General features: G+C 69.6%; 11 protein-coding genes and 1 pseudogene. 7 read left to right on the top strand and 5 right to left on the bottom strand.

What is annotated here, in order from left to right:
• The first annotated feature begins 119 nt into the window (after positions 1-119).
• Positions 120-1,136, top strand: a complete 1,017-nt coding sequence (locus OG456_RS02450) for an NAD-dependent epimerase/dehydratase family protein (protein WP_266556780.1) — start codon at positions 120-122, stop codon at positions 1,134-1,136.
• A gap of 252 nt (positions 1,137-1,388) precedes the next feature.
• Positions 1,389-2,504 (top strand): PP2C family protein-serine/threonine phosphatase, encoded by a 1,116-nt coding sequence (locus OG456_RS02445; protein ID WP_266556778.1) that lies wholly within the window; start codon positions 1,389-1,391, stop codon positions 2,502-2,504.
• A gap of 427 nt (positions 2,505-2,931) precedes the next feature.
• Here OG456_RS02445 and OG456_RS02440 read toward each other — a convergent pair whose 3' ends face one another.
• A complete protein-coding gene (locus OG456_RS02440) occupies positions 2,932-5,475 on the bottom strand; it encodes an FUSC family protein (protein WP_266556776.1) in 2,544 nt (847 codons plus the stop codon).
• A 98-nt stretch (positions 5,476-5,573) separates the two neighbouring features.
• Between OG456_RS02440 and OG456_RS02435 the strand changes: the two genes are divergently transcribed.
• Positions 5,574-6,071: a cupin domain-containing protein gene (locus OG456_RS02435; protein WP_266556774.1), complete on the top strand. Its 498-nt coding sequence runs from the start codon at positions 5,574-5,576 to the stop codon at positions 6,069-6,071.
• A gap of 14 nt (positions 6,072-6,085) precedes the next feature.
• On the opposite strand, the pseudogene OG456_RS02430 reads toward OG456_RS02435, so the two are convergent.
• Positions 6,086-6,208 (bottom strand): annotated as a pseudogene (locus OG456_RS02430) (carbohydrate ABC transporter permease); the annotation flags it as partial.
• Positions 6,209-6,259: 51 nt separating this feature from the next.
• Entirely contained in the window at positions 6,260-7,027 is a 768-nt protein-coding gene (locus OG456_RS02425; RefSeq protein ID WP_266556772.1) for a polysaccharide deacetylase family protein, read from the bottom strand.
• A gap of 611 nt (positions 7,028-7,638) precedes the next feature.
• On the opposite strand from OG456_RS02425, the gene OG456_RS02420 reads away from it, so the two are divergent.
• The 4 genes from OG456_RS02420 (at position 7,639) to OG456_RS02405 (ending at position 12,305) form a co-directional block, all read left to right on the top strand.
• The gene (locus OG456_RS02420; protein WP_266556770.1) at positions 7,639-8,961 is read left to right on the top strand and encodes an MFS transporter; all 1,323 of its coding nucleotides are present in this window, start codon (positions 7,639-7,641) and stop codon (positions 8,959-8,961) included.
• A gap of 872 nt (positions 8,962-9,833) precedes the next feature.
• Entirely contained in the window at positions 9,834-10,664 is an 831-nt protein-coding gene (locus OG456_RS02415; RefSeq protein WP_266556768.1) for a hypothetical protein, read from the top strand.
• Between the two features lie 189 nt (positions 10,665-10,853).
• On the top strand, positions 10,854-11,876 hold the full coding sequence (locus tag OG456_RS02410) for a DNA-directed RNA polymerase subunit alpha (RefSeq protein ID WP_266556766.1): 1,023 nt from the start codon (positions 10,854-10,856) through the stop codon (positions 11,874-11,876).
• Positions 11,877-12,131: 255 nt separating this feature from the next.
• Positions 12,132-12,305, top strand: a complete 174-nt coding sequence (locus OG456_RS02405) for a hypothetical protein (RefSeq protein WP_266556764.1) — start codon at positions 12,132-12,134, stop codon at positions 12,303-12,305.
• A 246-nt stretch (positions 12,306-12,551) separates the two neighbouring features.
• On the opposite strand, the gene OG456_RS02400 is transcribed toward OG456_RS02405, so the two are convergent.
• A complete protein-coding gene (locus tag OG456_RS02400) occupies positions 12,552-13,976 on the bottom strand; it encodes an NAD(P)/FAD-dependent oxidoreductase (protein ID WP_266556762.1) in 1,425 nt (474 codons plus the stop codon).
• A 14-nt stretch (positions 13,977-13,990) separates the two neighbouring features.
• A complete protein-coding gene (locus tag OG456_RS02395) occupies positions 13,991-14,260 on the bottom strand; it encodes a hypothetical protein (RefSeq protein ID WP_266556760.1) in 270 nt (89 codons plus the stop codon).
• Between the last annotated feature and the right edge of the window lie 389 nt (positions 14,261-14,649).

The raw sequence follows: 14,649 nt of genomic DNA, 5'->3' as shown, positions 1-14,649 counted from the left end.
ATGCCGTGGATCACTACCGGTCACCCTCCGACCGCGGACACGACCTGCCCAGGGCCGCAAGCTGAGACCGCTCACACCCTTGCTAGGCAAGTTCGTTGCATGGTGAAAGCCTTGCGGTCATGAAGATCCTTTTTATCGGTGGAACCGTCTTCCTGGGCCGTGCGCTCGTTGACGAGGCGCTGCGACGTGGTCACGAGGTGACGTTGTTCAACCGCGGGCAGGCGGGCCCGACGCCTTCGGGCGCGGAGGCGGTCCAGGGCGATCGGGAGAGCGAAGCGGCCTTGCAGGCGTTGGCGGAGGGGCGGACCTGGGACTGTGTGATCGACACCTGCGGGTTCGAGCCCCGGATCGTGCAGCGTTCGGTCCGGGTACTGGCCGGTCACGCGGAAACGTATGCCTTCGTCTCGTCGTTCCATGCCTACTCGGACTGGCCCGCCAAGGGGGTGGACGAGTCCTTGCCTCGCCATGCCTGCGCTTCGGACGCCTCGCCGGACGACGTGCCCTACAACGCGCTCAAGGCTGGATGCGAGCGGGCGGTCGAGGAGGGCTTTCCCGGACGTGCTCTGATCGTCAATCCCGGAATCATTGTCGGTCCCGGAGAGAACGTCGGGCGCCTCCCGTGGTGGTTGGAGACCATCGCGAGGGGTGGCCGTGTGCTGGCTCCGGGGTCCCCGGACCGCGCGGTGCAGCTGATCGACGCGCGTGACATCGCCGACTTCATGCTCGACCGGCTCGCCGAGGGCGGCACCGGCCGGTATCTGACCACCGGTGTCCGCGAGAACACCACCATGGGTGAACTGCTGGGTGCCTGTGTCGACGCCACCGGTGCCGGGACCGAACTCGTCTGGGCGGACGAGCAGTTCCTCCAGGCTCAGAGCGTGGCCCCGTGGACCGAGGTACCACTGTGGGCCCCTGACATTCCCGAGATGGCCGGTATTTGGGCCTCTTCTTCGGCCCAGGCCTTGGCCGCAGGTCTGCGCTGCCGCCCGGTCGCCGAGACCGTCGCGGACACTTGGCGAGGGCTCAGCGAGGGCTGCTATCCGCGACCCAAGTACCTGCAGGGCAAGACTCCTGTCGGTTTGGACAAGGAGAAGCACGACATGATCCTCGCCGCGTGGGACGCCCGCAGGCCGTAGGCCACTGCAACAACGGCTTCCAGACGCGTCCGCACGGCAATGACGGCGATGAAACCAGCATCTATGCTCACCACTGCGCTTGTCGGAAACCCCATCCATGCTGGTCACGCCGCATGTTTGCCGGTGTTGTCGCCGATGGGGATGACCTCGGGCGCGTGTGCGTGTCAGCCTGCCTCCGCAGAGCGACTGGCACGTGATCGCTCCGCCCATTCTGCTGATGCGAGCGGGGCGGGCGCGGTGTAGAGAAGAGTCATGGCGCAGCGATCTGAAGGGCTTCGCCGGCCGGAGCGTGCGAGCCGGGCGCTGGTCGCCATCCCGGTCGCGTGGATCGCAGCGGTGTCCGTGATCGACGTTCTCGCGCCGCCCGACATCCATCTGGGGCCGCTGCTCGTCGCAGCCCCGGCAATCACCCCGTCGTTCGGCGGTCCCCGGACGGTGGGACTGGTGGCGGCACTGGCGGTGATCGCGCAGACGGCCATCGGGCTGCTGCGCGATTCCGACACGTTGCTCTCGTCCAACCACCAGGCACAGATCATCGCCCTGATCCTGGTGGGAATTTGCCTCGTCATCTTCTGCGTGGTGCGGGACCGCCGGGCGAAAGAGCTGATGCAGGTGCGGTACGTGTCCGAGACCGCCCAGCGTGTGGTGTTGCCTTCGCTGCCCAGGCAGCTCGGACCGCTGCGGGCCGCCTCCCTCTATCTCGCCGCGGAGGCCGAGGCCCGGATCGGCGGTGATCTGTTCGCGGCGGCACGTACGACCTCCGGTACGCGGCTGATGATCGGCGACGTGCGGGGGAAGGGGCTGACCGCGGTCAATGACGCAGCGCTGCTGCTCGGAGCGTTCCGCGGCGCGGCCCACCGCCAGGCGAGCCTGGGCGAGCTGGTGTCCTACCTCGACCGGAGCGTGTGCTGGGACCTGATGGAGCCGGGTGAGACGAGCCGCTTCGGAGAAACCTTCATCACCGCCACCGTCCTGGACATCCCTGACCACGGCGGCCGGGTCCAGATGATCTCCTGCGGTCACCCGTCGCCGATCGTTCTCCGTGACGGCCGGCCGACGACCATGGACGCCAGCCGTCCCGCACCCCCCTTGGGCCTCGGTGAACTGTCGCATCCGCGCTACCGCGTCGACAGCTTCCCGTTCGAGCCGGGTGACCTTCTGCTGCTGTACACGGACGGCGTCACCGAGGCCCGTGACTCCACCGGCACCTTCTACCCGCTCGCCGAGCGCATCACAGGCTGGAGCGAGAACGATCCCGACGCCTTCCTCGACCGTCTCCGCCGTGACCTGCTGCACTACGTCGGCGGACAGCTGAACGACGACGCCGCCATGATCGCTATAGAGCGCCCTGCCGAAGCCCGCGCCTGATCACTCGGCGCCTTCGGCTCACGGCTGCACGCTCGGGGGGCGCGGTTCGGCCCGGCGGGCGGCCACCGTGCTGCGTCGGTGTCCAGGACGCGGCGCCGCTCGCCGGTCTCGGGGCTGGTGTGACCGTGTCAGGCGAGGGACCCGCCGTCGACTGCCAGGTGGGCGCCGGTGATGTAGGAGGCGTCGTCGGAGGCAGGAAGGCGCCTGCCGTGGCGATCTCCTCGGCGGTGCCGATCCGGCCGAGAGGGATCCCCGTCGCCGCGACCTGGCCACGCCGGTTGGCGAGGTTGAAACCAGACGGGTTGCGGGCGCCACCCCGGCCGGGAGTCCTTGGCGGAAGAGGGCCCAGCGCTCGTCGAGGACGCCGGACGTGCCATGGTCGGCGATCAGGGTTTCGACGTGCCACCGCCAACTCTGCACGAGCTCGTCAGGGGCCGGTGGACGGGGGTGCGGCCTCGCCGGTGATCCGCTCCAGGTCCGTCATCAGCGCGTCCAGCCACGAGACGGCCGCGTAGTACACCCGCGGCGCGCCCGGCGGCTCCACCGCGAAACCGTCGAAGTCGGGGTTCCGCAGCGGCACCGGGTTCTGGGGGGTGTCGCCGCTCGGGTCGAGCCGTGCCGACACCAGCAGCATCCGCCCGGCCACCCGGTCCCCGAGGCGGGACACGGCCGCCGTCGGCTCCAGCTCCAGGGGCGGTACGACGATCCGCTCGGGCGGCACCAGCAGCCGGTCGGCTCCCCACAGGGTGTGGTGGGCGGCCATCAGGGTCGCCTGCCAGTCCTGGGGGCCGTCCTGGTCGGCGGGTTCACGGGGGCGTGTCGAGCCCCGCGGATCCTGCCTGGGGTGGGCGGCGGCCAGGCCCTTCGGCTCGCTGTGGAACTGCGCGTACGCCGCCTCCGCCATGACCAGCGAGTGCTTCAGCGAGCGGTGGCCCGGCGCGGTGGTCACCGGTGCCCTTACTCCGCCGGCGGCGAGCTGGGCGGTGGTCGCCACCACGTTCTCCGCCGCACCGCGCAGCAGTACCGCCATCGACCGCCGCAGTTCGTCCTGGGCACCCCGCGGCCAGGCGAGCAGCCCGAAGACAGCGCCGATCGCGCTGCCGGTCAGTACGTCCAGCAGCCTGAACTCGGCAAGCTGCCAGGTCGCGGGCGCCAGCTGTGCGAACGCCAGGGCGACCACCAGTGTGAACAGCGCCTGGGCCCAGCCCACGCCCTTGACCGGCCCCAGCGTGAACGCGATCAGCATCAGCGGCGGCAGCACCGTCGCGTACACGGCGATTCCGGTCCCGACCAGCGTGAACAGCCCGGCCACGATCAGCGCGCCGACCAGGGTCCCGGTCAGCGCCATTCGTACCGTCGACCGCGTCTCCCGCACGGTGGTCCGGGTCAGAGTCAAGGTCGCCAGCAGCACCCAGAAGCCGTGCGGCAGCGTGTCCACCCCCGCGATCACCCGGGCCGCGGCGAGGGCCAGGCTGATCCGCACCGCGTTCTGGAAGAACACCGACCGGGCGCCCGCGTGCCCCGCCATCCGCCGCCACCACAGCTGCGGCGCGCGCATCCGCGCGTACCAGAACCGGCCCGGGGCCGCCTGGGCCGCGCCCGCCCGGCCGCGTACGGCGATGGCCGCCGCCGTGGACATCGCCAGCGCGGCGTCCGCGAGTTCCAGCACCGCCGCGTGCCAGCGCAGCGCGGCCGGCGAGGCGTCCGCGTCCGGGCCGGCGGCCAGGGCGGTACGGGCCCGCAGCAGCTCGGCGTGCGCGTCCCCGGCGGCGGGATCCCGGCCCCGCAGGCGGTCGGCCGTCTCGCGGGCCGTGTCCCGCACCGCGCGCAGTACGACCAGCCCGACCTCGGACTCGGCCGGCCCGGGATTCGGCTGCGGGGGAGCGGTCAGCCGCGCCAGCAGGGTGCGGGTGGCCAGGCCGGTGTGGGCCAGGCCCCGGTCCCGCACGCTCGGCCCGGCCGGCCGCTCGGCCTCCGGCACCTGCGAGGACCGCAGCGCGGTACTGGCGGCCCGGGCCTCTTGCGCCGTCGGGGCGGTGATCGCGTACGGCGGCCCGGTCAGCTCCTCGGCACACCGCCGGGCGCTGTCGGCGGCCCGCGCGGCCAGCTCCCGGTAGGGGACGGTGGGAGGATCCGGCAGCAGGAACGCCTCCGCGAGCACGAGGAACACGATGCCCACCGAGGCTCCGGCCAGCCGGCCGCCGAGCGAGCCGGGGTCGTAGGGCGGGAACGACGGCAGGATGTACATCAGCTGGAGCCCCGGCGCGGCTCCCGCCAGGCGCGGGCCGCCCACCGCGGAGAAGGCCAGCGCGAAGCCGACCACCAGCATCCCCACCGTCGCGGTCCAGGTCCGCACCGACAGGTAGGTGCCGACGGTGATCAGCAGCAGGCAGACCGGCAGCAGCCGCGCCACCAGCGCGGCACGCTGCCGGCCTGTCCCGGGGATGTGCGAGAGTCCCGCGAGCGCCACCGCGGCGAACAGCGCGTAGGTCGCTGCGTCGACCGAGCCGAAGCCGTACAGGAACAGGTAGAACCCGGCGCCGGCGGCCACCGTGACCCGCACGGAGCGGCGGGCCGCTGCCCGGTAGGCGGCGGGCAGCCGGACCCCGGGAACGCCACCGGTACCACCCATGCCACCAGGATCACCCCGAGCCGCGCGGGCCGCCCGCCCGGGAGGCCGGTCGACCTGGAACTCGCCCGTCCGGCTCCGGCCGTCGGCGCTCTCGATCGTCGTGCTGACGATGTTGGGCGTACGGCTGACGAGCGGCCGACGTCGTGCTGACGATGCCGGGCGTACGGCTGACGAGCGGCCGCATCGTCTCCGCTCCTGGCCGTGGAACCGGCCCATCGCCGCGGTGATCCGGCAGGGGAGTGCGGCCACGTACACGCCGGTGTCGACCGGCGAGGGCGAAGCGCCCGGTGAGCACCGCCAGCCCGTGAACGCGGCCAATTGACCCATGAATTGGGCCATGAAATGCACCTCATGACAGGTCTATCTGCTCTATAAAGTTGTGCTCACAAGGCGCCGGGAGAGACCGAAGCCGCAGCTCACAGGCAGGAACAACCATCATGAACGCGCAGACCGCACCCAAGGCCGTCCTCACCCGTGCCGCCACCGCCGAGACCACCGCGGACCCCAGCAGCGTGATGACACTGCTCGCGGACCACGGCACGGACGGCAGCGCCCTCACCAGCTACCGCTCCACCTTCGCCAAGGGCGCGGTCGGTGCTCCCGCGCACTTTCACACCAAGGCGTCCGAGCTGTTCTTCGTCTTGGACGGCGCCTTGCGCGTGCTGATCGATGACGAGGTCAAGGTTCTGGAGAAGGGCGACTTCCTGCTGGTGCCGCCGCATACCCCGCACGCCTTCGCCGCGGACCCGGGCCGCGAGGCGGATGTGCTGTTCGTCTTCAGCCCGGGCATGCCGCGCTTCGACTACCTGCGCCTGCTGGGCCGTGTGATGCGCGGCGAGGCCGGTTTCGAGGAGATCAAGAACTCTTCGGAGCTGTACGACAACCACTACGTCGACAGCCCTGTCTGGCAGGCCGCCCTTCAGGGCGCCAAGTAACTCTGCGCGGCTGCTCAGCCCTTCAGACCCGACGACGTGATCCCCTCCCGAAGCGGCCGCTGCCCGATCACGAACACCGCCACCGCCACCGCCGGGATCACCGACAGCACAACTCCCGCGAGAACTAGAGAGATTGAGGTCGGCTGCGTGCGGACATCGCCCCCGGCGCACCGAGCCGGGGTCGAGGCTCAGCGCACCGGGAAGCCGAAGGAGTAGCCCTGTTCCTTGAGTCGGGGGAGAACACGGCGCAGGGCCTCGACGGTCTGGGTGCGGTCGCCGCCTGCGTCGTGGAAGAGGAGCGTCGGTCCGTTGGGCAGTTCCCGCTCGACGGTGGCGACGATGGTCTCCGTGCCCGGACGCTCGAAGTCCTTGCTGTCCACGTTCCAGCCCAGCGGGCGCATGCCCCGGGAAGCGGCGAGCTTGCGGCTGTAGGGGGTGAAGGCTCCACCGGGTGCCCGGTAGTACATCGGCCGTACGCCCCCGGAGGCCTTGGTGATCAGGCGTTCGGCGTCGAGGATCTGTTGCGACTGGTAGGCCTCGGACTTCTTGTCCATGGCGGTGTCGTGCGACACCGAGTGGTCGCACAACCGGTGCCCGGCCGCGACGACTTTCTTCACGAGGTCCGGGTGTGCCTGGGCCTGCGGGCCCACCATGCAGAACGTGGCCTTCACCCCGTACTCCCGCAGCACGTCGAGCACTTGAGGTGTCCACTCGGGGTCGGGACCATCGTCGATGGTGATGTTGATGCCGCGGGTCCCCGCGTCCGAGGCGTGTGCGATGGCCACCGCGGTCGGCCTCACATGATTGCCCGCCGGGGCTGTCGCCTCCGGTGACGAGCCGTCCGCGGTACCGGCCTGCGCGGTCCACACCGAGGCACCGGTGGCGAGCAACGTCACCCCGAGCGCGGCCCCGACCAATTTGCTGTTCCAGCCCCGCCCGTCACTCCGCCGCGCCATGTCCGTCCCCTTCACGCAGTGCCCCACCGGTCCCGATCACCTTGCGATCACTGGGCAGGACGAGCCGCACGGGCGCACGGATGCGTCCGTTACCGATCACGGACAAGTCCGGGAAGGTTCGCGGACAACTCCTGCGGCCCGGCAGCAAAACAGGAAGTCACAGCACCGGCGGCGTCATTGTGTCGTTTGTGTTGTGTTCTTCAAGGCGGGCCCAATTCAACAGGCCTGTCAGGTCACATCAGTTGAGCGTGCCGGACTCTCCGACGCGTAGTAGGGCACCGTCATGCCGCAGCACACGCACCGCCTTCGCTCGACGGCATCGGGGAGTTCGCGTACGTCGACCGACGACGGTGACGGGGGGATATCCGGTGCCGGGCGTGTGGCTGAAGCTTCTTGTTGCGGTTCTCCTGTGGGCGGATGTACGAGGTCCAGTGCTTGGCCACCGACGAGCTCCAGCGCCCCGCGTCCGTAGTGTCGTTGAGCCGATGTCCGCCGTAGGGAAGTAACAGGAATGCCCGCTTCCTTGACATGCCCCTGACTCAAGAGCACTCTCGCGGAAGCCTCCCCCGCCCCGCACAAGCCGGCTCGACAGCATAAGACAGGGATTCTCCGTGGGCACGAGCACCGGACAGACGGCTGCCACGCGCAGCCACCGCAACCGCGCTGTCGTAGCCAGCACGGTGGGCACCGCCATCGAGTGGTACGACTTCTTTCTCTACGGGACGGCCGCGGCGCTCGTTTTCCCGCACCTGTTCTTCCCGGGCCAGTCCGACTACACCGGCGTCCTCGCCTCCTTCGCCACGCAGTTCGTCGGCTTCGCCGCCCGCCCCGTCGGCGCCGCGATCTTCGGACACTTCGGCGACCGGGTCGGCCGCAAGTCCACTCTCGTCATCACACTCCTGCTGATGGGCGTGAGCACCGTTCTCATCGGCTGCCTGCCCACGTACGACTCGATCGGCCTCGCCGCGCCGATCCTGCTCGTCGTCCTGCGCGTCGTTCAGGGCATCGGCGTCGGCGGTGAGTGGGGCGGCTCGGTGCTGCTCGCCATGGAGTGGGGTCCGAGGAAACGCCGTGGCCTGATGGCCAGTTGGCCGCAGATGGGCGTGCCGCTCGGGCTGCTCGCCTCGACCGGCATGGTCCGCTGGATGACTTCGGCGACCGGCGACGGCTTCGAGAGCTGGGGCTGGCGGATCCCCTTCCTGGCCAGCGCCGTCCTCATCGCGATCGGCCTGTACGTACGGTTGCGGGTCGTGGAGAGCCCCGACTTCAGCGCGGTCAAGAACGCGCAGGCCGTGGTCCGCCTGCCGGTGTGGGACGTGCTGCGCCACCAGTGGCGCGAGGTCCTCACTGCGGCGTTCGTACGCCTCTCCGAGCAGGCCCCGTTCTACCTTTTCATCACCTTCGTGCTCGCCTACGGGACCGAACACCTCGGCCTCGCCCGCAGCGACCTGCTCGACGACACGCTCGTCGCGGCCACCATCGGGCTCGTCTCCATCCCGCTCTTCGGCCATCTCTCCGACCGGATCGGGCGCCGCCTCGTGTACGGGATCGGGATCGCCTGCGTCGCCGCGTTCGCGTTCCCGTACTTCGCGCTGCTGAACACCGGCTCGTCGGGGCTGGTGCTGTTGGCGATCGTGCTGTCTCTCGTCTTCCACGATGTGCAGTACGGCCCTCAGGCCGCGCTCATCGCGGAGGGCTTCGGCACACAGGTCCGCTACAGCGGCGCCGGCCTCGGCTACCAGCTCGCCTCGGTCATCGCGGGCGGACCGGCACCGCTGATCGCCGCGGCGATCCTGGAGGACACCGGGTCGAGCGTCGGCATCAGCGTCTACATCGTGGGCTGCTGCGTGCTCTCCTTCGTGGCGCTGCTGTTCATACCGCGGCGCGCGGACTCCGACCTGGCGGTGGGGGAGCCGGCGCGGCAGGAGGTGTGACCCGCGGTCCCGGCGCACCGCGCCGTGGAGCCGCGGTCTCGGAAAGGGTGGCACTTCCGCGGTAGGCGGGTGGGGGCAGTCGTTCAGCACGCACGGCCTCGGCATGGGACAACCGCAGGCGCGACAGGTCCTGGCCGCCTGCCAGCTCCACCACAACCAGCACCGGCCCCCATCGGGCCCGTAACCAACTACCGCCCGGTGCTCAGCGACAGCCCGCCGTAGTGCACAGCCCCGGCACTCGCAGACTGCTGCGCACCCGGATCCTCGGCGGCCTCACCAACGAGTACAACTACATGGCCTGACCTGCGACGACGACTGTTCGAGCGGCACAGGGGTGATCAGCAGGCCGAACAAGGCGTACGAGGGTATGGTGAGGAATACACTCGCGACGCCCAGAGCGGCGGCGGGCGGCAGTGCCGGTGCGGTAGACGAGCACCGCCAGGGGCAGGCCTAACCTACCGCGAGGCCGAGCCCTTCGAGAACGACCACGGCATGATCCACCGTGGCATCCCGAACATTCGGCCAGTTCCCGGACAGGAAGTATCGGCCAGTTCCCGGACAGGAAGTCAAGAAAACCACGGCGCGTTCCTCACCGCCGAACGGACGTCCGAACGTCACGAGAGAGCTGTCTGCGGGCCGTCAGCCCATTCCTGGTGGTTCGCCAGGTCATGTTGGTCAGTCCCGACGGGACACAAGGTTCTGCACGGGTTGTGAGTGGGTGACCTCGCGCCCTCGGTTGGCGCCGGCCGGTCTGCTCAGTGTCGGCGGCCACCGCGTGGCCGGTGCCCGCCGCGAGGTCTACCGAGCGGTGCAACCGGTCCGATAGAGGCCTTTGTGCAGCCACCCGTCCTGATTCCGCGGAGGTACGCCCCATGGTCGCAGGCCCTGTCAGTGCCCCATCGGGCAAGACCCGATTCGACGACATCTACAACGAGCCCGATCCTCGCGCCTACGTCCGCCGACTCGGCCCGTTGGACTACGAGATACCGCACCACGGCCAGGATGTTTTCCGGCGCACGCGCACCGACCGGTCCGCAGCCAGCGGCACCGACGATCCCGTCACCGTCCTCGACCTCTGCTGCTCGTACGGCTTCAATGCCGCTCTTCTCAACTACGACGTCACACTGGCCGAGCTGTACGCGCACTACACCAGCCCGGAGGTCGACGCCCTCACGCCCACCGAACTCATCGAACACGACAAGAAGTTCTACGCCTCACGGCGCCGCGCGGACGCGTCCCCGGTCATAGGGCTCGACTCCGCCGACAACGCCGTCCAGTACGCCCTGGCCGTCGGCCTGCTCGATGAGGCCTATGCCGAGAACCTGGAACACCAGCCGCCCAGCCCCCGGTTGCGGCGCGCCGTCGCGGACACCGGCCTGATCACGGTGACCGGAGGTGTCGGCTACATCACCCGCCGCACCTTCCGGGCGCTGCTGGGGTGCCAACGGGAGACGATCTGGGTCAGCGCGTTCGTCCTGCGCACCGTCCCCTACGGGCCCGTGATCGCAGAATTGGAAGCCCACGGCCTGACCACCACGACCGACTCCGCACGAACCTACCCCCAGCGGCTGTTCACGAGCGTGGCGGAACAGCGTTGCGCCGTCGAGCAGGTGCTCCGTGCCGGCGACGACCCCACCGGACTGGAGGCAGAAGGCCGCTATTACACCCGGCTGTTCGAGTCCCGGCCCCCTCCGTGTGACTGACGTCCAGGAGTAGGAGCAGCTGATTATCGGGCTCCGCTCCTGCCGAGGTTCGGCTCGCCGACTGGCCTGCGGACGGGCGGAGTCGGGCGGGTCGGTGTCTTCGGAGGCCGTATGGTCTGTATCGCCCGTACCCTTCGTGGTGTCCACGGTGTCACATAGCGGGCGCCAAACCACTGGAGGCAATACCTCGTGCTGATTGCTCAGCGTCCGTCCCTGACCGAAGAGGTCGTCGACGAGTTCCGCTCCCGGTTCGTGATCGAGCCGCTGGAGCCAGGCTTCGGTTACACCCTCGGCAACTCTCTGCGCCGAACCCTTCTCTCCTCGATCCCGGGTGCGGCGGTCACGTCCATCCGTATCGACGGTGTCCTGCACGAGTTCACCACCGTGCCGGGCGTCAAGGAAGACGTCACCGACCTCATCTTGAACATCAAGCAGCTGGTCGTCTCCTCGGAGCAGGACGAGCCGGTCGTGATGTACCTGCGCAAGCAGGGCCCGGGTCTGGTCACCGCCGCCGACATCGCGCCCCCGGCCGGTGTCGAGGTGCACAATCCCGACCTCGTCCTCGCCACGCTCAACGGCAAGGGCAAGCTGGAGATGGAGCTGACCGTCGAGCGCGGTCGCGGCTACGTCTCCGCCGTCCAGAACAAGCAGGTGGGCCAGGAGATCGGCCGTATTCCGGTCGACTCCATCTACAGCCCCGTGCTCAAGGTCACGTACAAGGTCGAGGCGACCCGTGTCGAGCAGCGCACCGACTTCGACAAGCTGATCGTCGACGTCGAGACGAAGCAGGCCATGCGTCCGCGTGACGCCATGGCGTCGGCCGGTAAGACCCTGGTGGAGCTGTTCGGTCTCGCCCGCGAGCTGAACATCGACGCCGAGGGCATCGACATGGGCCCGTCCCCCACGGACGCCGCCCTGGCCGCCGATCTGGTACTGCCGATCGAGGAGCTCGACCTCACCGTTCGGTCGTACAACTGCCTCAAGCGCGAGGGAGTCCACTCCGTGGGTGAGCTCGTCGCCCGCTCCGAGGCGGACCTCCTGGACATTCGTAACTTCGGTGCGAAGTCGATCGACGAGGTCAAGGCGAAGCTGGCCGGCATGGGTCTGGGCCTCAAGGACAGCCCGCCCGGATTCGACCCGACCGCTGCTGCCGACGCCTATGGGGCGGAGGACGACGGGGACGCCGGGTTCGTGGAGACCGAGCAGTACTGAACGCTGCGCTGGGCGGGTCGCGAGGGAGCCGGGAGGGCAGAGGAGCCGGGTGAGCGGTGCGGCGGTGTCCGCGGGCCCGGCACCTTGTGACATCGCGCGCCGCGCGATCCCTTGGGCACCCGGGCAGTTCACTGCAGACCTCACCGGCTCGCCCTGCTCGATGGGGCCGTGGGTCCGTTGACACTTTGGCAACGGACCCACGGCGGGGCTGTCCGCCTGCATTGAGCCCGAGGGGCGGGAACCTCAGTCCTGCGGATGATGCAGCGGCACGACCCTGACACTCCGGCCGCTGCGATCGAGGAGGCGGCCGACGTCCGTCTGTCCTGGATGCTCAGCGCTGTCGCCTCGGCGACGCGCCCACCGTGGCGCGCGCCGCAGGCCTTCCTCGACCTCATCCCGCACCACATCCGACGAGACCGCGTGTTCTGAGGTCCAGCCGAGGCAACAGGTGCTGTCTTTCAAGGCCGTTCGGGTCCGTCGACTCGTCGCAAACGCCGCTCGGCGGTGCGCCGCGGGGCACACCGCCGGACAGCGTCATGACGCTGAGGGGAGGTATTAGGTGGACTGGTCGCGGGCGCTGATCGACTCCTCCCACGTCCGAGCAGCTCGGCGGGGCCCAAAAGCGGGCCAAGGCCGGTCGACCGAGAAAGACCCAGCAGCTCATCAGGGCCTTCGTCAGCTGCGATAGGCCTTGAGCAGGAAGAACCAGACTTCGCTGATGGTCGGGAAGCAGGACACAGCGTGCCAGAGCCGGGGGACAGGCACTTCCCCCGCCACCGCGACGGTGGCGGAGTGCAGCAGCTCGCTGACGCCGGGGCCGACGAAGGTGACGCCCAGCAGCGTCTCCCGGTCCAGGTCGACGACCATGCGGGCCCGGCCCTGGTACCCGTCGGCGTACAGGTTCGCGCCCTGGGCCTCGTTGAACCGGACGTCCACGGCCCGTACGCGGTAGCCCGCTTGCTCGGCCTGGGCGGAGGAGAGGCCGACGGCGGCGGCCTCGGGATCGCAGAAGAAGATCTGCGGTACGGCGTGGTGGTCGGCGGTGACCGCGTGCGCACCCCAGGGCTCGGTGTCCAGCGGCTGCCCGGCCGCGCGGGCGCCGATCGTGTCGCCGACGATCCGGGCCTGGTACTTCCCCTGGTGGGTGAGGAGGGCATGGTGGTTGATGTCGCCGACCGCGTACAGCCAGTCCCCGTCGACGCCTCGCACCGTGCAGGTGTCGTCGACATCCAGCCAGGACCCGGGGGACAGGCCGACCGTCTCCAGACCGAGGTCCTCGGTACGCGGCGAGCGCCCGGTGGCGAACAGGATCTCGTCGGCCTCCAGTTGGGTGCCGTCGTCCAGCGAGATGCCGACCGGTCCGGAAGGATCGGGGCGGCGCAGCTCGGTGACGGAGACGCCGATACGAACGTCAACGCCCGCTTCTTTGAGGCCTTCGGCGACCATCTCCCCGGCGAAAGGCTCCATACGGCGCAGCAGTGGCCCGCGTGCCAGCAGTGTGACCATGGAGCCGAGCCCCTGCCAGGCGGTGGCCATCTCCACGCCGACCCCGCCTCCGCCGACGACGACGAGCCGGTCCGGCACGGTGACCGAGTCGGTGGCGGTCCGGTTCGTCCACGGCCTGGCCTCGGCCATACCGGGCAGATCGGGGAGCACGGCGTTGCTGCCGGTGCACAGGGCGACCGCGTGGCGCGCGGTGAGGAGTCTTTCGCCGTCGGAACTGCTGACCGCCACACGGCGTTCCCCGTCGAGCCGGCCGTTTCCGCGGACCAGGTCCGCGCCGATGCTCCCGATCCAGTCGGCCTGACCGCTGTCGTCGTAGTCGGTCACGTAGCGGTTGCGGCGTGCGAAGACGTCGTCCGCGCTGATCCGCCCTGTCACCGCCGCCCGCGCACCGTCCACTCGACGGGCGTCGGCGATCGCGATCACCGGCCGCAACAGGGCCTTGCTCGGAACACAGGCCCAGTAGGAGCATTCACCGCCGACCAGCTCTCGCTCCACCACGGCCACACTCAATCCGGCGGCACGCGATCTTTCCGCGACGTTCTGCCCGACCGGTCCGGCCCCGACGACGATGACGTCGTACATTTCGGTCCTCATGTTTTCCCTCTCGGTCAATTTCTCTCCGTGGACTCTGCGGTGATCGAACTGGCGGTCCCGGCGCGGTCATCGGGCCTTCGTACTCGGGCGGGCCGACCTTTCACCGCGCCGCTGATCAGACGGGCTTCACCTCTCCGCCGTCCCATGCGCAAGGTCGATCCGGTCATCCGGGGGGCCGCCGGCGAGATGACGAACGCCATCAGTTCGGCGATCTCATCCGGTTGGACGAAGCGTTGGATCTCGGCCTTCTGCGGGAACGTGTCGATCGCTACCTCGACGCTCATGCCGTGGCTGGGCGCCCAGTACTCGAGATACGAGCGGCGGCGCCCCGTCATGACCGGGCCGGCAGGACACTGTTGCCCTGGACGCCGTCGGTGACGCCACGGTCGGAGAACGCCTTCGCGAGGGCGGCGATCGCTGCGTAGGGCGCCTAGGGGAAGATGGCGGAGTTGCCCGACATCAGGACGACGGAACCCTTGGCCTGGGTCAGCGCAGGCCATGCCTCGAATTGCGAGCGGCGTGCGCCGTGGAGCTTGAGGGCCAGGCCGGCGTCCCACGGAAAAGTCCCGCGCCAACCGGATCGCCGTGGAGCGACCCATACCCTGGCTGGCGCAGGTGACCTCTGCGACGGAGTTCGGCATCGTCTTCCTCCTTCGCTGAAATCGAGAGGGCA

The organism is Streptomyces sp. NBC_01446, from assembly GCF_026340095.1.
GTDB lineage: Bacteria > Actinomycetota > Actinomycetes > Streptomycetales > Streptomycetaceae > Streptomyces > Streptomyces aureus.
The sequence above is the reverse complement of the archived record's forward strand: the minus strand, read 5'-3'. Positions and strand labels throughout refer to the sequence as shown.